The sequence below is a fragment of the Polaromonas sp. P4_F6 genome (genome assembly GCF_056401275.1).
This window is the reverse complement of the sequence record NZ_JBFUJQ010000015.1, coordinates 18617-36306: the sequence shown is the minus strand read 5'-3', so window position 1 is coordinate 36306 and position 17690 is coordinate 18617. Positions and strand designations below refer to the sequence as shown.

The following is a 17690-nucleotide window of genomic DNA, read 5'->3' as shown; positions in this document are numbered from 1 at the left end:
GAGTTCTAGTCGCCGTCGGCGTCCGAAAAACCAATGCTCACTTCAAGCGCCGGCGCGATCTCGGCTTCGGCCAGTTTTTTCAAATCAGCCAATGCGCGCCCGGCGGCGGCCATACCGGGTTTGTTGGTGGGTGATGCGTTTTGCAGCGCCTTGTCGGCCTTGCCCACACTTTGCGCCAGCAGGTCGGCCGGCTCGTTGCGGCCCAGGCCGCGCAAATAGGTTTCAATCGGCGCCAGGCCCGCACCGGGACGCGGCGCTTCGCTGGCTTGCGAGGCGCCCAGCGTGCGCAGCGCCTGCCATTGCGCGGCCCAGCGCGCGGCGGTCTGGCCGCTGGCGCTGCGTGCATAGGCCACGGCATTGCGGCCGCCTTGCGTGCCGCCGGCCAGGCGGGGCTTTTCCATTTCGGCCCAGCGCAATCGCTCGAGGGCACCGACCCACTGGTTGATCAGTTCGCTCATCGCGGGGCCCTGGCTTTCTTCAGCCTGGCCGGGTGGGCGCGCCGCCAGGTCGTCGAAGGCTTTGGCCAGGGTGTCGGCCTCGCGCTGGATGTCGGCCGCCACCTGCAGCGCATAGCGACAGGCCGGTGTGGCCGGCGCGATGGGCTGGCTCCACAGCAGCCACTCGAGCGCGGGCAGGCCCTTGGCCGGCGTGCCTATGCTTTCCATGGCCGTGGCGTCCTGCGGTGCGGTTTGGATCGCGCGCTTGATGAGCTCGGGCCGCGTGGGCGTGAAGTCGATCTGCCGCGTCGAGCGCCGCTGTACCAGCGGGCCCACCTGCACGCCGCTTAAACGGTCCCAGGCGAGGGCGCTGGCTTTCCAGCGTTCGCGGGCGGGTTCCAGCAGGGTTGTTCCGGACTCAGCGCTCGCGTCGCAGACGGCAGAGATGGCGGTAGGAAGGCTGCTTGCCTGTTCGGCGAATGCGGCAGCTTGCGGCGCATACCAGAAGCGATACACACCGCGCATGAAATCACCCGCCGTGTAAAAAGGCACCGCGACGTTGGGCGCGGCGGTTTGCGCATGGGTGGCGCCGCCGGGCAGCAGTGCGGTGGCGGCAAGGGCCAGTCTCCATGTCATGCGGCGGGGTGTGATGGTGTTCATAGCGACTCGAGGAATTTCACCAGCGCGGCGCGTTCCTTCGCGCTCATCTGCAGCACCTTGTCCTTGCTCGCTTTGGCTTCGCCGTCATGCCAGAGCACGGCTTCGAGCGCGCCGCGCGCGCGGCCGTCGTGCAGCAAACGGTTGTGGCCATTCACATCGGGCACCAGGCCCAGGCCCCACAGCGGCGGCGTGCGCCACTGACGGCCGTTCGCGAGAAAGTCGGGCCGTCCGTCGTCCAGGCCTTCGCCCATGTCGTGCAGCAGCAGGTCGGTGTAAGGCCAGATGGTCTGGCCCTGCGCGGCCTTGCTGCCCAGGCGCGGGAAGGGGATGTCGCCGGTGACGTAGCTGGGCCGGTGGCAGGCGGCGCATTGCGCCTGGGCAAACAGCTTTTGCCCCTGCACCACCTGGGCGTCTTTGGGATTGCGCCGCGCGGCCGGCGCCAGCGTGCTTTCGTAGAACACCACATCGTTGAAAGTCTTCTCGTCGATCTCGGGCGCCTTGCCCTGGGCGCCGCGCGGCGCGGCCAGGCAGTCTTTTTGCGCAGCGGTGCAGGTTTCTTTCGGGAACAGCGGCGAGGTGATGCCCATGTCGCCCAGGAAGGCGCCGCCGGTCTGGTGCGCCAGCGTGGCGACATTGGCCTTCCAGCCGAAGCGCCCCACGCGCATTTGCTGCGTGGGGGCGTCCCACACCTGGTTGACGGTGCCGCGCACCGCGCCGCCCAGGGCCGCCTGGTCGGTCGCATTGCGCAGAATCTCCGCCTCGGGAATCGCTTCAAGCAGGCCCACGCCGGCCATCTGCGGCGCGATGCGCGGGCTCAGCATCACGTCTTTGGCCATGAGGCCGTAATTGAGTTTGCTGAAACCGTAGCGCGGCTTTTGCAGCTGGTAAGGCGTGCCGTCGGCGAACTTGCCGCGCACGGTCTCGTAGCGCAGCGAGATCTGCCCTTCGGGCATCACGCCCTGCACCGCGAAGTTGGAAAACTGGTCGCCGTACACCGGGTCAGGCATGGGGCCGCCGTGCGCGTCCTTGCCCGGAATCGACAGGCGCAGCAACAGGCCTACCGGCTGCTCGGACAGCCCGCGCGTGAAATCGGGCGGCGCGCCGCGGCCGTCCTGCACATGGCAGCCGCCGCAGGAGCGCGCGATGAAATGCGGGCCCAGGCCGTCGCGCGCGGTGGTCGAGGACGGCGCCTGCACCCAGTTGCGTCTGAAAAAAGAATTGCCGATAACGAAGCGCGTGCGCTCCTCGTCGGGCAGGTTGGCCAGCGGGAAGGAAAACGCGTTCTGGCCGGTGGCGAACACGGTGGTGTCGCCGCCGGTTTTTTCGTCATCGGGCGCAGCGCTGTCCTGCGCAACGCCCGCATGGGTCCAGAGGGCCAGGCCCGCAAGGCCCGCCACGGCCAGCCAGGCGAGACCCGCGCGCAGGCGGCGCGCGGCCAGGTGGGGGAAGGCGCCGCGCAACACTTAAGGTTTGACCAAAGTCAGCTTGGTGATGCCGGCCGCGTTGGCCGCCTCGACCAGGTCCTTGCTTTGCTGCACCAGGCTGTCTATGGTTTTTTGCACGCGCAGGCGGCCGGGCGCATCCTTGGCGCCGACGATCTCGCGGTCAAACGGCGCCTGTATGCCTTCGGCTGCGGCGACCGAGGCGGCAATCTGCTGCGTGGTGCGGTCCGCCAGCGCCGGGTTTTTGGCGGCCACCAGCTCGCGCAGCGAAGCGCCGCCGAGCGTGCTGCCGTCGGCGCGTTTGTACTGGCCCAGCCACACGTTCTGTATGCCTTTGGCGTTGGCCACCACGTCGCGGTGCGTGTTGTCGGAGAAGCACGAGTGCTCGTCTTCCTGGTCCTGGCTGGCCAGCGCGACCTCCAGGCGCTCGCCCGCGAGTTCGCCGCGCGAGAGCGAGCCCAGGCCGACAAACATCTTGCGCACCGACTCCATGCCGCCGCGCTCGAACTTCGCGCGGTAGGACGTCGCCGTCGGTGCCCAGGCCTTGGTGAGGCCGCGCAGGTCGTCGACCAGCAACTCGGTCACCACCTGCAGGTACTGGCGGCGGCGGTCGGCGTTGGGCTTTTTGCCGTCCACAAAGTCCTCAAACGAACGGTTGCCCGGGCCGGTGGTGCTCAGGTCCTGGCCCCACAGCAAAAACTCGATGGCATGCCAGCCGGTGGCGATGTTCTCTTCGCCGTTGCGCTCGTTGAGGCTGGCCAGCTGCTTTTTGCTGATGGCGGTCTTGCGGTTGTTGATGATGCCGGCGTTGGGCGCGTCTTTGACGTAGTCGACATAGGACTCGTCCATGGGCCAGGCATTGATGCGGCCTTCGGGGCCGTTTTTGTCGTCGATCGGGCCGCCGTAAAAACGGAAGGCCTCGGTCTGGCCATAGAACTCGCGCGCGTCCAGCCAGGCCTTGCGCGCGGCCGTGAGGCCTTCGTCGGAAGGCGCGGCGGTGAAGGACTGCAGGGCTTTTTGCAGCGTGAGCGTAGCGGCCAGGGTGTCCTCATAGCTGGCCAGCACCAGTTGTGCGTAGTGTTTGGCCACGGCCGGAGCCGTCACTGCCTGCGCGGCCGGTGCCGCCACCACGATGCCGTTTGCGGCGGCTGCGGGCTGGGCCATGGCGGGCGCCGCCAGCAGGGCGAGCAGGGTGGCAAGAACAACGGGTTTCAGCACGGGTGTCATGGCGGCTCCTGGGATTTGTGAAGGGCAAAGCCAGGATTATACAAATGAGAATGGTTATCAATATCATCGGCACACGGAATGCCGGGTCTTTCTTTCACGGCTCGGCGCAGTCAAGCGTGTGGGCGGCTCTCAGCGCCGCCGGCTTGCCTTGCGCGCTTCGTAGCGCTTCATCAGCGGCGTGACCGAAACGCCGTGCGCGACCACCGAGGCCACAATGACGGCCAGCGTGATGGACAGCAGCTGATGGGCGAGCGCCCGTTCGATGTCGTGGTTGATGGCGTAGAGCAGGTAGTACAGCGAGCCTATGCCGCGTATGCCGAACCAGCCCATGAGGCGGCGCTGCGCGCCCTTGACCGGCGTGCCCAGCAGGCCGACGTAAACGGCCACGGGCCGCACCACCAGGAACAGCAGCGGGATGAACCACAACACCTCGGCGCGAAAGCGCGTTGTTGCCACCAGCACGCCGACAGCCAGAACGATGGCGACTTCGGCAAAGCTTTCAAGTTGGCTGTTGAAGCGCTCCACCGCGCGCATCATGTGGGCCGGCGCCTCGGCGCCCGAGGCCTCCTGTTCCGCGGGGCTCAGTGCCTCGCCGGGATCGGGCGCCTGCACCTGCGGGCGTACGTGGGGCTCGTCGATGCGGCGCAGCGCCAGCCCGGCCGCGAACACCGCGAGGAATCCGTAGGTGTGGCTCAGCAGCGCCAGGCCGTAGGTCAGCCCTATCAGCCCCAGCGCGATGAACTCGTCCGAGCCCAGCGCCTCGCGGTGCCGCATGCGCAGGTAAAGAATGAGGCGGCCCACCAGTGTGCCCAGCAGCCAGCCCAGCGCCAGGCCGCCGGCCACCGCCCACAGCACGTCGACGGCCCACCAGCGCCAGCCGCCTTCGCCGAGTTCGTGCAGGCCCAGCAGGCCCAGGCCTAGCATGACGAAGGGAAAGGCCGTGCCGTCGTTGAGCCCGCCTTCGCCCGTGAGGCCGAAGCGCAGGCGGTCGCGGTCGCCGGGGTTGGCCACCTGCACGTCGGAGGCCAGCACCGGGTCCGTGGGCGCGAGTATGGCGCCCAGCAGCACGGCCGCGCCCAGCGGCAGGCCCAGGGCATAGACGCCCAGCGCGGCGATGGCCGCCACCGTGAGCAGCATGGAGACCGTCGCCAGCTGCACCGGCACGCGCCAGCGGCGGTCCTTGAAGCGGAACTCCAGCTTCATGCCGCAGGTGAACAGCGAGACCAGCACGGCCACTTCCGTGAGGCGCTCCAGCAGCACGGTGTTCTTCATCGCGTCGAGCTTGAGCAGCCCCAGCCCCACCGGGCTGACGGCCACGCCCACGCCGAGGTAAAGCATGGCGGCGCTCAGCGGCAGGCGCGCGATGAAGGAGCCGCCCAGCGTCATCGCGATCAGCAGCGCGCCGGCCACGATGCAGGCCAGGGTAAAGGTGGTGGGCTCGGTCATGGGCCCAGCTTGGGGCCGGCCCGTGCTTTTGTGTATCAGCCGGCACGCCGTCCGCGTGCTGGCAAAACGCCACCGAAGCGCCGAAAAAAAGCGCTGCGGCTACCAGTCGACCAGGCTCAGGCCCACGCTCAGCACCGTGCGCTTGCGGTTGTAGTCGACCAGGCTGTCGCCGTAGCCGCTGAAGAGCTGCACGTGGTAGCGCAGGCCGGTGTAGTTGGGCGAGGAGGCGGGCGCCATCATCCAGTCAAGGCGCGCCGAGCCCCGGGCTTCCTTGCGCAGCGAATGCCGCAGCGTGATGCCCAGGGTGTTGGCCTTGTTGACCTGCCAGCTGCCGGTGACTTCGGCGCGGCCTATGTAGTTCTCGATGCCGGGGTTGTCGTCGTTGCCGGAGGACTCCTTGAGCCGGTCCCAGATGCGCCCCTGCAGGGTCAGGCCCGAGTCCTGGCCCAGCGTCTTTTCGGCCGCGCCCATCAGGTAGACGCGGTTCCAGCTGCGCGACAGCGGCAGCGACTGGCCGTTGGACTGGTGCACCAGGCCCAGGCCCGAGAGCCGGTAGGTCCAGCCGCCGGCCAGCGGGATCTGGTGCGGGTAGATGTAGAGAACCTCGGGCTCATGGTCGGTGGTGCGGAAAGGCCGCGAGATCGCGCCGTTGAACAGCTGCCAGTAGCTTTGCTGGGTGTAGCCGAACCACAGCGAGTCGTGGTCGTCGTCATCCTCGGGACCGTTCTTGAACAAGCCCTTGGCGATCTTGGTGCGTACCGAGAGCTGGATCTTGTTCTCGGTCCGCATATAGGGCTGCGCGGTCAGCGCGGTATGGCCCAGCGAAGGCGAGGAGGGCTGCATGTTCACGCTGTCGGAGGTCGACACCGCCAGCGTGATAGGCCGGTAGCCGCGCAGTGCGAAGGTGTCGCAGTCGGTGCCGCGCTGCAGCTCCCAGAAGCGCGAGAGTTCGGAGTATTTGGTGTTCTTGCAGCCTATGGGCTTGCCGTCGGGGGCCTCGGTGTTCAGCGAAGGCAGCAGCAGCACCGGCGTGGCCGGCTGGCCGGTCGCCGGGTTGGCCGGCGCCGTGGTGAGGCTGGGCGCGGGCATGTTGGCAGGTGTCTGCGCGTCGGCCCACTGCTGGAAGCAGGCCAGTTGTGCGGCAGGGTCGGCTTTGAGAGCCTGGCAGGCCTGCCAGCCCAGGGGCGACCGCGCGGCGGAGGGTGTTTGCGCCTGCGCGGCGCCGGTGCTCAAAAGCGCCGGGAGGCCGGCCCAAAGCAGGGGCACGGCGAATGCGGAGAGTTTCAGTCGCATGGGTGGCTGGGTGGTGTTCTAAGAGATTCTCGGGCGAGCCGGGCTCAGGGCAGCCGGGTCAGCGTGAAGGGCACCTCGGGCGCGTTGTCGGGCGCGCTGCTGCTGGTGTCTTTCCAGCTGCCCTTGAAGACCTTGCCGCAGGAGCCTTCGACCATCTCGCCGTTCCAGGTGCCGGTAATGCTGATGTTGTCCGAGGACTCGTCAAGCAGCAGCATGCCGCCCTCCAGGTCGCCGGCCAGCGCGGCCTTGGCGGCATGGCCGGCAATGGCCTTGGTGCCGGCGGCCGCGCCCAGGTCGCGGCTCACGATGCCGGCCAGGCTTTCGGCGAATTCGGCGTGCCGCTCCAGCAGCATGGTGGCGCGGGCCGGCAGGCCGGCGGGCGGGTTGTCAAAGCGCACCGCCCACAGGCCGTGCAGCTGCGCGGCCTTCATGTCCGCCGCCGCGGGGCATCCGGTGTCAGTCTTGGTTTGGGCACTAACCCCGGTAAATACTGCGCAAGACGCTATCAATAAAAGAGCAAACCGAAAAGTGTTCGAAATCATGGACAGGTGAGCGCCGGCTCGGGCGCTCAGAACGGGGCTACAGGAAAACGCTGCACAGGCCCAGGTCGGGCGGCCGGGGCCGCGGCGCAGCGGTGGGAGGGAAAACCCGGGCGGCAAGTTGCGGGGTTTAAGCAACGCACCTGCCCTGGGGCCTGCGAACTATCTCACGAATACATCTTCTATGACGCGCAACGCAGGTTAACCCGTGAGTTGAAACCATTTGTAACTGTAATACTACATTTGTTTCCATTTATCCAAAGAGGTGACCACCATGAAAATCCGTCAATATATAAGTGCGCTGATGCTGGCTTTGCTGGCCGGCCAAGCCTGCGCCCAGGGCGCCCCACTGGTGTTCGCCGTGAACGAGGGAGTGACTTACGGGGTCAACCCGGGCGCGACCGTCGAGCGTTTTCGCGAACTTTCCGATGACCTGGGCAAGCTGCTCAAACGGCCCGTCAAGATACAGCCCGTAACAGACTACAAAGAACTCGCGGCCGGCCTGGCCGAGCAGCGCTACGACATTGCCTATGTGCATCCCGCGCACCACTCCATCCGTGCGCTGTCCAAAAACGGCTACCAACTCATTGCGGTGACCAAGGGCTTTACGGAATACAGTGCGTCCTTCATGGTGCGCAGCGATTCCCCGCTTAAGACCATCGGCGACCTGAAGGGACTCAAGATAGGCGCACCGAGCGAAGACTCCATCACCTCGGTGATCATGCGCGCCACCCTGCGCGATGCGTTCGGGTCACAACCGCTGGAAACCGTTTACGTGAAACTGCAGGATGCGGTGCCCTTCATGGTGGAAAACAAGATGGTGGCCTCGGGCGTCACCGCATCGCGCGCCGTGGTCAAAGACTGGCAGGCCAAAGGTGGCAAAGTGCTGGCCACCAGCAAACCCGTGCCCATCAAGCACCTGATCGCCAGCAGCAAGCTGACCGATGCGGAGCGCGCCCAGCTCACCGCCTACTTTGTGGGACTGGATCAATCCGCCGACGGCAAAAAGCGGCTGGAGGCGCTGACAGTGCAGGGCTTTGCCCCGTATGACCAGGCCAAGCTGCTCGACCTGGGCAAATGGCTGGGGCTATAAGCCCGCGCTAGCGAGCCTCTGAAGCCGCCGCCGCGGCAATCCCCTCGGCGGATTTTTTTGCGAACTCCGCGCGCAAGGCCTTGAGCTTTTCGCGCGGGTCTTCCTTCACGGTGGCCTTGTCCAGCGCCATCTCGGCGATGAAGCGGCTGGGTGCGCCGGGGATCATGTCGCGGCCTTTCTTGCGCTTGCGCAGCCAGTTCACCGCCAGCGTGCGCTGCGCGCGCGTGATGCCCACGTACATCAGGCGGCGCTCCTCCTGCAGGCGCAGGGCGATGTCGTCGGTGTTGCTGCCATCATCGTCTTCGAGCTTGAAAGGCAGCAGGCCCTCGTTCACGCCGGCCAGCACCACATGCGGCCACTCCAGGCCCTTGGCGGCGTGCAGGGTGGACAGGGTCACCACGTTCTGGTCGCCCTCGCGTTCGCTGATGGTGGACAGCAGTGCAATCGTCTGCACCACCTCCAGCATGGTCTTGGTCTCGGCGGCCACCACCGCGCCCGAGGCGTCCTCGATCTGCCCGCCGCAGCGCTGGGCCACCCAGTCGCAGAAATCCATCACATTGGTCCAGCGCGCGGCCGCGAGCTTTTCACTGTCCTCGCCGTCGTAGAGGTGCTTTTCGTAGTCGATTTCCTTGAGCCAGTCGTTCAGGAAGGCGCGCGCGTCCTCGGCGCCCACGGTGCGTTTGGCGCGGTACTCGAGGTCGTTGAGGTAGCGGCCGAACTCATGCAGCGAGCCCACCGCCTTGGCCGGCAGCACCGAGCCCAGCGAGTTGCTGAACAGCGCCTCGAACAGGCTTTGTTTGGTCTGGCTCGCGAAAGTGCCCAGCGCGCCCAGCGTGGTGTGGCCGATGCCGCGCTTGGGCGTGGTCACCGCGCGCATGAACGCCGGGTCGTCGTTGTTGTTGACCAGCAGCCGCATCCAGCAGCACAGGTCCTTGATTTCCGCGCGGTCGAAAAAACTCTGCCCGCCCGAGACCTTGTAGGGAATGTTGGCGCGGCGAAAGGCTTTTTCAAAAGGCTTGGCCAGGTGGTTGGCGCGATACAGCACGCAAAAATCCTTCCACTCCTTGTACTGCCCGCCCTCGGCCTGCAGGCTGCCCTCGGCGCGCAGGCTCTGGATGCGCGCCACCACGCGCTCGGCCTCGTGCTCCTCGCTGTCGCAGTCCACCACGCGCACCGGCTCGCCCTCGCCGAGCTCGCTGAACAGCGTCTTCGGAAAGAGCTTGGGATTGGGGCCGATCACGTTGTTGGCCGCGCGCAGGATGGCGCTGGTTGAGCGGTAGTTCTGCTCGAGCTTGACCACCCGGAGGTTGGGGTAGTCCTGCGGCAGCTTGCGCAGATTGTCCAGCGTGGCGCCGCGCCAGCCGTAGATCGACTGGTCGTCGTCGCCCACGGCCGTGAAGCGGCCGCGCGCGCCGACCAATAGCTTGAGCATCTCGTACTGCGTGGCGTTGGTGTCCTGGTATTCATCGACCAGCACATGGCCCAGGGATTCCTGCCATTTGCTGCGCACGCTGTCATGTTCGCGCAGCAGCTTGAGCGGCAGGCCCACCAGGTCGTCGAAGTCCACGCTTTGGTAGGCGGTCAGGCGCTCCTCATAGTGCGCCATCACGCGCGCGATGGCGCGTTCCTCGTCGCCATTGGCCTGCGCCATGGCCTCGGCCGCGTTGAGGCCCATGTTTTTCCACAGGCTGATGGTCCACTGCCACTGCCGCGCGGTGGCCGCGTCGGTGCTGCCGCCGGCATCCTTCAGGATGCTTGTCACGTCGTCGCTGTCGAGGATGGAGAACTGGGGTTTGAGGCCCAGCGCCGCGCCGTCCTGGCGCAGCATGCGCACGCCCAGCGCATGGAAGGTGCAGATCAGCACGCCCTTGGCGCTTTTGCCGATCAGCGCCTTGGCCCGCTCGCGCATCTCGGCGGCGGCCTTGTTGGTGAAGGTGATCGCGGCGACCTGTTCGGGCTTGAGCCCCGACTGGATCAGCTGGCCTATCTTGTGCGTGATCACCCGTGTCTTGCCCGAGCCGGCTCCCGCCAGCACCAGGCAAGGGCCATGCAGGTAGTTGACGGCTTCTTGCTGGGCGGGGTTCAGGCCATGGGTCATGAAAAAGAATCGATTCCAAGGGAAAAAATGCGCGGGGCCGGCGCTTTCAGGGCTGCCGGCGGACGGCAAATCATAGCGGCTGCCCCGCAGGGTGCGCGGCGCGGCGCGGCCGGGTGAGCCCAAAGCATGCCGCGCGCAAGCCGTGAAGCGCCGGATCGGGCCATCCATACCCGCGGCGCAAGGTTTGCCTCAACAGATCTGCTATTCAATCAATAGCAGCGTGCCCCAAGCGGCTTCAGGTGTGCCGGCTTGCCGGGGCGAAGCCGCCCTGCGTCAGCGACAGCGCCTGCGCCGCCTGCTGCAGCAGCAGGCGCACGGTTTTCTGGTCCGGCCCGACGTGACGGTCTATGCGCCGCACATAGGGGCAGGTCAGCGCGGCCAGCGCGCTGTGGTCGGGCCCGAAGATGGGGCAGGAAATATCGGCCACGCCGAAAGATTGCAGGCTGTCGCGCTCGAAATAGCCTTGCTGCCGGATGACGCCGAGGGCGGCGGCCAAGGCGTCGGACTCGATAGGCACCTCGCCTTCCAGCGCCGTGTGCTGGGCCAGCATTTGCTGGGCGCGGCTGGCATCCGCGAAAGCCAGCAACACCCGGCCCGAGGCGGTATCGACCAGCCCGACGTGCACACCCACGCGTATCGTCATGCTCCAGGTGCCGGGGCCGTTGACCTGCGCGGTGATCAGCACATTGCCCTGGTCATAAACGCCCATGTGGCAGGCCTGCTCCGCCTTTTGCGCGAACGCTTCCATGATGGGAATGGCCTGGGTCACCAGCCGGTTCAGCGGCGGGTGCATGTGCGCCAGCGTGAACAGCTTCAGGCTCAGCGAATAGCGGTCGCCCGAGAGCGAGCGCAGCACATATTGCCTCGCGACCAGGCGCTCCAGCATGCGGTAGATCTCGCTGGCATTGCGGTCCATTTCCTTGACGATCTCCGCGCGCGTCAGGCCCTGCGGCTGGCGGGCCAGCAACTCCAGGATGTCCAGTCCCTTGTCAAGCGCCGGTGCGCGGTAGCGGTCATCCGCAGGCGGCGGGGCCGCGATGGCGTCAGCGCCGTCCGGGTTCTGGTCGAGAGGAGGAAATGAGTATTTTGGTTTCATGGCGGCAGGGTGAGTGAAGCCGAAGCTATTGCAATTTTGATATGTAACGCAGCGCTCTTGATATGGCAGGGGGCACTCGTGAGTATTTTCGTCCTCGTTGGCCTGAATTTATTCACTTTTGCATCTAATGTTCATCAATAAATAAATTTCTGACCTAGGGAAAGTCCGAGGCTCGAAAAGACCGCCGATTTCTATGATCAAGTCCATAAGTGAATAGTTTGTTCATCAATGAATGATTTGTAACAACAAGTTTCTTGCTTCCAACATCTCGCTTCATTGAATGGTCTGTCAGCTCAAAAAGGTCTTTGCCATGCGTCCACGAAAGTCGGAGGAAAAAACAGTGCCGCTTAGCGCCGCCGCGCAAGGTATGGGCCCGGCCTGCGCACGGGTTCGCGCCGGGCAAGGTGCCCGGGTGATCGCGGCTGATGCCCATCCGGCCGCTGGCCGGACTTCCTGAGTGACCCCAAGCGCCTGCAACCGTCCATGACAGCTCTTGTGGCCATCAACGACTTGTGCAAATCCTTCCCGGGCGTGCGGGCGCTGCACCATGCCCGGCTTGAGATCGTTGCCGGCGAAGTGCATGCCCTGATGGGCGAGAACGGCGCCGGCAAATCGACCCTGATGAAGATATTGGCCGGGGTCTACCAGAAAGATTCAGGCGAGATCCGCATCGACGGCCAGCCGGTCGAGATCGCCAGCCCGCGCGCCGCCCAGGCGCTGGGCATAGGCATCATCCACCAGGAGCTCAACCTGATGGGCCACCTCAGCGTGGCGCAGAACATCTTCATCGGACGCGAGCCGCGCGGGCGTCTGGGCCTGTTCATAGACTCCGAAAAAATGGCCCGCGACACGGCGGCGATCTTCGAGCGCCTGCACCTGGACCTGGAGCCGCACACGCTGGTCTGCGACCTGACGGTGGCGCGCCAGCAGATGGTCGAGATCGCCAAGGCGCTGTCCTTCGATTCGCGCGTTCTGATCATGGACGAACCCACCGCCGCGCTGAACAACGCCGAGATCGACGATCTGTTCCGCATCATCGGCCAGCTCAAGCACCATGGTGTCGGCATCGTGTACATCTCGCACAAGATGGACGAGCTCAAGCGCATCTCGGACCGCGTGACGGTGATGCGCGACGGCCAGTACATCGGCACCGTGCCGACGGCCAGCACCAGCATGGACACCATCATCGGCATGATGGTCGGGCGTGCCCTGCTCGAAGACGAGAAGCCGCCGCAAACCAGCCAGGGCGGGGAGACCCTGCTGGAGGTGCGTGGCCTCAACCGCGGCCGCAGCATCAAGAACGTCAGCTTCAGCGTGCACAGGGGCGAGATCCTGGGGTTTGCCGGCCTGATGGGCGCCGGCCGGACCGAAGTGGCGCGCGCCGTGTTCGGCGCCGACAAAAAGGATTCGGGCGAGATATGGGTCAAGGGCCGCCGGGTTGACGTGGGCAGCCCGTCCGATGCGGTCGGGCACGGCATCGGCTACCTGTCGGAAGACCGCAAGCACTTCGGCCTGGCCACCGGCATGGACGTGCAGACCAACATCGTGATGACCAGCCTGCGGCGTTTTCTGAGCTTCGGGTTTCTTCTCAAGCCCGCGGCCATACAGGGCGCGGCGGCAAAGCTGATCGCGCAACTGGGCATCAGGACACCGAGCGCGCTGCAAAAAGTGGCGCTGCTGTCGGGCGGCAACCAGCAAAAAATCGTGATCGCCAAATGGCTGGTGCGCGACTGCGACATCCTGTTTTTCGACGAACCCACGCGCGGCATCGACGTGGGCGCCAAGAGCGAAATCTACAAGCTGCTCCATGCGCTGGCGGCACAGGGCCGCGCGATCGTGATGATTTCCTCGGAGCTGCCCGAGGTGCTGCGCCTGAGCCACCGCATCGTGGTGATGTGCGAGGGCCGCGTCACCGGCGAGCTCTCGGCCCGCGAGGCCACCCAGGAAAAAATCATGCAGTTGGCCACCCGGCGCGAAGCCCCGGCGGCCGCTTCCGGTGCGGTTGCCGCCGCTTTTTAAAAACCACACCGAAACGACCACACATGACCGTCTCCAAGTTGCTGCAGGGTATCAAGACTGCGGCTTTCAGTAGCAACACCCGTCAAAAGCTGCTGGCGTTTGCCAGCTTGCTGGGGTTGCTCATTTTCTTCAGCATGGCCTCGCCGAGTTTCATGCAGACCGACAACATGGTGGGCATCTTGCAGGCCACCGCGGTCAACGGTGTCCTGGCCATCGCCTGCACCTTTGTCATCATCACCTCCGGCATAGACCTGTCGGTCGGCACCCTGATGACGTTTTGCGCGGTCATGGCCGGGGTGGTGCTGACCTATTGGGGCCTGCCCTTTTACCTGGGGGTGGCTGCGGCGATTTTTTTCGGCGCGCTCTCGGGCTTCATCTCGGGCGTGCTGATCGCGAAGCTGAAGATCCCGCCTTTTATCGCCACGCTGGGCATGATGCTCATGCTCAAGGGCCTGTCGCTGGTCATCACCCATTCCAAGCCAATCTACTTCAACGACACGCCCGAGTTCCCGCTGATTGCCCAGGACTCGCTGATCGGCTACTTCCTGCCCGAGCTGTCCATTCCCAATGCGGTGCTGATCCTCTTTGTGGTGGCGGTGGTGTCCAGCCTGGTCCTGAACAAGACGGTGCTGGGCACCTACACCTTCGCCCTGGGCAGCAACGAAGAGGCGGTGCGCCTGTCGGGCGTGAACGTGGACCGCTGGAAGATCATCGTCTACACCCTGAGCGGCGCGATCTGCGGCATCGCCGGCCTGCTCATCGCCTCACGCCTCAATTCCGCGCAGCCGGCGCTGGGCCAGGGCTATGAGCTCGATGCGATTGCCGCCGTCGTGATCGGCGGCACCTCGCTCAGCGGTGGGGCTGGCACCATCCTGGGCACCATCATCGGCGCTTTCATCATGAGCGTGCTGACCAACGGGTTGCGCATCATGTCGGTGGCCCAGGAATGGCAGACCGTGGTGACCGGCCTGATCATCATCGCGGCGGTCTATGCCGACATCCTGCGAAAGCGCAAGTCTTAGCAAGGAGAACCCCCAACCCGCCCCTGCCCACGTTTGATTTTGATATTCGTTGCAACACCCCATAAAGATACGGAGACAAACATGATTCTGAAACGCACATTCCTGAGCCTCGCGCTGGGCCTCGGCCTGGCCTCCACCCTGAGCACGACGGCGCTGGCCGCCGACGAGATTTACATCCCGATGGTCTCCAAGGGCTTTCAGCACCAGTTCTGGCAGGCCGTCAAAGCCGGCGCGGAGCAGGCCGGCAAGGACTACAAGGTCAAGGTGACCTTCGAAGGCCCCGAGAGCGAGAGCATGGTGGACAAGCAGATCGACATGTTCGCGGCGGCGCTGGCCAAGAAGCCGTCGGCCATCGGCTTTGCCGCGCTGGACAGCAAGGCGTCCATCCCGCTGCTGAAAAAAGCCCAGGCCGCCAAGATTCCGGTCATCGCCTTTGACTCGGGCGTGGACAGCGATATCCCGGTGACCACGACCACCACCAACAACGTGGCCGCCGCCGCCCTGGCCGCCGACAAGATGGCCGAGCTGATCGGCAAAAGCGGCGACGTGGCGCTGGTGGTGCACGACCAGACCAGCCGCACCGGCATCGACCGCACCGAAGGTTTTGTCAACCGCATCAAGTCGACCTACCCGAACATCAAGATCGTCAGCGTGCAGTACGGCGGCGGCGACCAGCTCAAATCCACCGAGATCACCAAATCCATCCTGCAGGCCAACCCCAGCCTCAAGGGGATCTTCGGCGCCAACGAAGGCTCGGCCATAGGCGCGCTGAACGGCGCCAGGGAGATGAAGCGCAAGGTGGTGATCATCGGCTACGACTCCGGCAAGCAGCAAAAAGCCGCCATCCTGGACGGCTCCATGGCCGGCGCCATCACCCAGAACCCGGTCGGCATCGGCTACAAGACCGTGGAAGCGGCGGTCAAGGCCCTCAAGGGCGAGAAGCTGCCCAAGGTCATAGACACCGGCTTTTACTACTACGACAAGTCGACCATCAACGATCCCAAGATCGCGGCGGTCCTGTACGACTGATGGTGGGCGCGGCCCCAGGGCGGGCCGCACTTTTCCCGGGCCGCACTTCCTCCAACAGGCAATCTTCCTATGAGTGTTATCCAATCCATGCGTGTCATCGACGTGCGTTTTCCCACGTCGCGGCATCTCGACGGCTCGGATGCGATGAATCCGGATCCGGATTATTCGGCCGCCTATGTGGTGCTCGAGACCGGCCAGCCGGGGCTAGCAGGCCATGGCCTGACCTTCACCATAGGCCGCGGCAATGAACTCTGCTGCGCCGCCATCGAAGCCATGCGCCACCTCGTGGTCGGGCTGGACATGGACTGGGTGACCGAGGACATGGGCCGCTTCTGGCGCCACATCACCTCGGACAGCCAGCTGCGCTGGATAGGCCCGGACAAGGGCGCGATCCACCTGGCCACGGCCGCCGTGGTCAACGCCGTGTGGGACCTGTGGGCCAAACAGGAGGGCCTGCCCGTGTGGAAGCTGGTGGCCCGCATGAGTCCCGAAGAGATCGTTCGCCTGATCGACTTTCGCTACATCACCGACTGCATCACGCCGGACGAGGCGCTGGCGCTGTTGACGCGGCAAGCCGCCGGCAAGGACGAGCGGCTGCGGACCCTGGAGCGCGAAGGCTACGCCTGCTACACCACCTCCGCCGGCTGGCTGGGTTATGACGACGAAAAGCTGCGGCGCCTGGCCCAGGAGGCGGTGGACGCGGGCTTTTCGCATATCAAGCTCAAGGTGGGCCGCGACCTGCAGGACGACATCCGCCGGCTGCGCGTTGCCCGCGAGGTGCTGGGCCCCGACCGCGCGCTGATGATCGATGCGAACCAGGTCTGGGACGTGGACCAGGCGATTGAGTGGCTGGGCCAACTGGGCTTTGCCAAGCCCTGGTTCATCGAGGAGCCGACCAGCCCCGACGACATCGAGGGCCACCGCCGCATCCGCGAGGCGGTGAAAGGCGACATGCAGGTCGCCACAGGCGAGATGTGCCAGAACCGCATCATGTTCAAGCAGCTCATCATGCGCGGCGCGATTGACGTGGTGCAGATCGACGCCTGCCGGCTGGGCGGGGTCAACGAGGTGCTGGCCGTGATGCTGATGGCCGCCAAATACGGGCTCAAGGTGTGCCCGCATGCCGGCGGCGTCGGCCTGTGTGAATACGTGCAGCACCTGTCGATGATCGACTACCTCTGCATTGCAGGCACCAAGCAAGGCCGGGTCATCGAATACGTGGACCACCTGCACGAGCATTTTGTGGACCCCTGCGTGATTCGCAACGCCGCCTACATGCCGCCGCAGCGGCCGGGCTATTCGATCGAGATGAAACCCGAATCGCTGGCCCGCTACGCCTTCAGGGGCTGATGCCCTCCGCCCCTTTATTGCCCCCTTTATTAATTGACCGACCCCAAGCAACACCCAGGACCGGAGCCCGTTGATGAATTTGCACCTTCAAAACAAGATTGTCATTGTCACCGGCGGGGGTGCCGGAATCGGTGGAGCCATCAGCCTGCAGCTGGCACGGGAGGGCGCCGTGCCGGTGATCTTCGGCCGCAGCCCCCTGCTGCCGGCGTTCTCCGTGGCCTTGCGCGAGCTCGGCGGCCGCCACGGATTTTTCCAGCTGAACCTGGAAGATGAAGCCGCCTGCCGGGCCGCGGTGCAGGCCACCGTGGCCGAATACGGCGGCATTGATGCGCTGGTCAACAATGCCGGCGTCAACGACAGCGTCGGCCTGGAGGCGGGCCGTGAGGCCTTTGTGAAGTCGCTGGAGTCCAACCTGACGCATTGCTACCTGATGGCCCACCTGTGCCTGGACCAGCTCAAGGCCAGGCGCGGCGCCATCGTCAATATTTCCTCCAAGACGGCGCTCACCGGCCAGGGCAACACCAGCGGCTACGTCGCGGCCAAGGCGGCGCAGCTGGGCTTGACCCGCGAATGGGCCGCCGCGCTGGCGCCGCACGGCGTGCGCGTCAATGCGGTGCTGCCGGCCGAAGTCATGACGCCGCTCTATGAAAGCTGGCTCAAGACCTTTGCCGACCCGGCGGCGGCGCTCGCCGACATCACGGCCCGCATTCCCCTGGGCCAGCGCATGACGACCGACCGCGAAATTGCCGACACGGTGGTGTTCCTGCTGTCCGACCGCGCTTCACACACCACCGGCCAGTGGATCCATCCCGATGGCGGTTATGTGCACCTGGACCGCGCTTTGCCCGCGCGCTGACCGCCGTGACCCAAGTTTCCCCGCCCGAACCGGGTTCGCTCTGGGCAGCCATGCCGGCGAATGGGCATATCCGGACTTCTTCA

The 17690-nt window shown here is 65.4% G+C and carries 14 protein-coding genes; 6 read left to right on the top strand and 8 right to left on the bottom strand.

Features of this window, described 5'->3' with window-relative positions:
- Positions 1 to 5 precede the first annotated feature (5 nt).
- The 6 genes from AC1DUN_RS23265 to AC1DUN_RS23240 form a co-directional block, all read right to left on the bottom strand.
- Positions 6 to 1073 (bottom strand): imelysin family protein, encoded by a 1068-nt coding sequence (locus tag AC1DUN_RS23265; protein ID WP_477716050.1) that lies wholly within the window; start codon positions 1071 to 1073, stop codon positions 6 to 8.
- Between the two features lie 20 nt (positions 1074 to 1093).
- On the bottom strand, positions 1094 to 2560 hold the full coding sequence (locus AC1DUN_RS23260; protein ID WP_477716049.1) for a di-heme oxidoreductase family protein: 1467 nt from the start codon (positions 2558 to 2560) through the stop codon (positions 1094 to 1096).
- Positions 2561 to 3766, bottom strand: a complete 1206-nt coding sequence (locus AC1DUN_RS23255; RefSeq protein WP_477716048.1) for an imelysin family protein — start codon at positions 3764 to 3766, stop codon at positions 2561 to 2563. It lies immediately after the preceding gene.
- A 129-nt stretch (positions 3767 to 3895) separates the two neighbouring features.
- Positions 3896 to 5212, bottom strand: coding sequence for a cation:proton antiporter (locus AC1DUN_RS23250; protein WP_477716047.1), 1317 nt, complete (start codon positions 5210 to 5212; stop codon positions 3896 to 3898).
- 99 nt (positions 5213 to 5311) lie between these two features.
- Positions 5312 to 6505 (bottom strand): phospholipase A, encoded by a 1194-nt coding sequence (locus AC1DUN_RS23245; protein WP_477716046.1) that lies wholly within the window; start codon positions 6503 to 6505, stop codon positions 5312 to 5314.
- 44 nt (positions 6506 to 6549) lie between these two features.
- Complete coding sequence (locus tag AC1DUN_RS23240; RefSeq protein ID WP_477716045.1) at positions 6550 to 6936, bottom strand: hypothetical protein; 387 nt, start codon at positions 6934 to 6936, stop codon at positions 6550 to 6552.
- A gap of 382 nt (positions 6937 to 7318) precedes the next feature.
- Between AC1DUN_RS23240 and AC1DUN_RS23235 the strand changes: the two genes are divergently transcribed.
- Positions 7319 to 8137: a phosphate/phosphite/phosphonate ABC transporter substrate-binding protein gene (locus AC1DUN_RS23235; RefSeq protein WP_477716044.1), complete on the top strand. Its 819-nt coding sequence runs from the start codon at positions 7319 to 7321 to the stop codon at positions 8135 to 8137.
- A 7-nt stretch (positions 8138 to 8144) separates the two neighbouring features.
- On the opposite strand, the gene AC1DUN_RS23230 is transcribed toward AC1DUN_RS23235, so the two are convergent.
- Both AC1DUN_RS23230 and AC1DUN_RS23225 read right to left on the bottom strand, forming a co-directional pair.
- On the bottom strand, positions 8145 to 10235 hold the full coding sequence (locus AC1DUN_RS23230; protein ID WP_477716043.1) for an ATP-dependent helicase: 2091 nt from the start codon (positions 10233 to 10235) through the stop codon (positions 8145 to 8147).
- A 235-nt stretch (positions 10236 to 10470) separates the two neighbouring features.
- Positions 10471 to 11331 carry an IclR family transcriptional regulator gene (locus AC1DUN_RS23225; RefSeq protein WP_477716042.1) on the bottom strand — a complete coding sequence of 287 codons (861 nt, stop codon included), beginning with the start codon at positions 11329 to 11331 and terminating at the stop codon, positions 10471 to 10473.
- A 483-nt stretch (positions 11332 to 11814) separates the two neighbouring features.
- On the opposite strand from AC1DUN_RS23225, the gene AC1DUN_RS23220 reads away from it, so the two are divergent.
- The 5 genes from AC1DUN_RS23220 to AC1DUN_RS23200 all read left to right on the top strand — a co-directional run bounded on the left by AC1DUN_RS23220 (position 11815) and on the right by AC1DUN_RS23200 (position 17607).
- Positions 11815 to 13350, top strand: coding sequence for a sugar ABC transporter ATP-binding protein (locus AC1DUN_RS23220; protein ID WP_477716041.1), 1536 nt, complete (start codon positions 11815 to 11817; stop codon positions 13348 to 13350).
- A 23-nt stretch (positions 13351 to 13373) separates the two neighbouring features.
- Positions 13374 to 14372: an ABC transporter permease gene (locus tag AC1DUN_RS23215; protein ID WP_477716040.1), complete on the top strand. Its 999-nt coding sequence runs from the start codon at positions 13374 to 13376 to the stop codon at positions 14370 to 14372.
- Positions 14373 to 14453: 81 nt separating this feature from the next.
- Entirely contained in the window at positions 14454 to 15401 is a 948-nt protein-coding gene (locus AC1DUN_RS23210; RefSeq protein WP_477716039.1) for a substrate-binding domain-containing protein, read from the top strand.
- Between the two features lie 69 nt (positions 15402 to 15470).
- Entirely contained in the window at positions 15471 to 16751 is a 1281-nt protein-coding gene (locus tag AC1DUN_RS23205; protein WP_477716038.1) for an L-fuconate dehydratase, read from the top strand.
- A gap of 73 nt (positions 16752 to 16824) precedes the next feature.
- Complete coding sequence (locus tag AC1DUN_RS23200) at positions 16825 to 17607, top strand: L-fucose dehydrogenase (protein WP_477716037.1); 783 nt, start codon at positions 16825 to 16827, stop codon at positions 17605 to 17607.
- Positions 17608 to 17690: the final 83 nt, after the last annotated feature.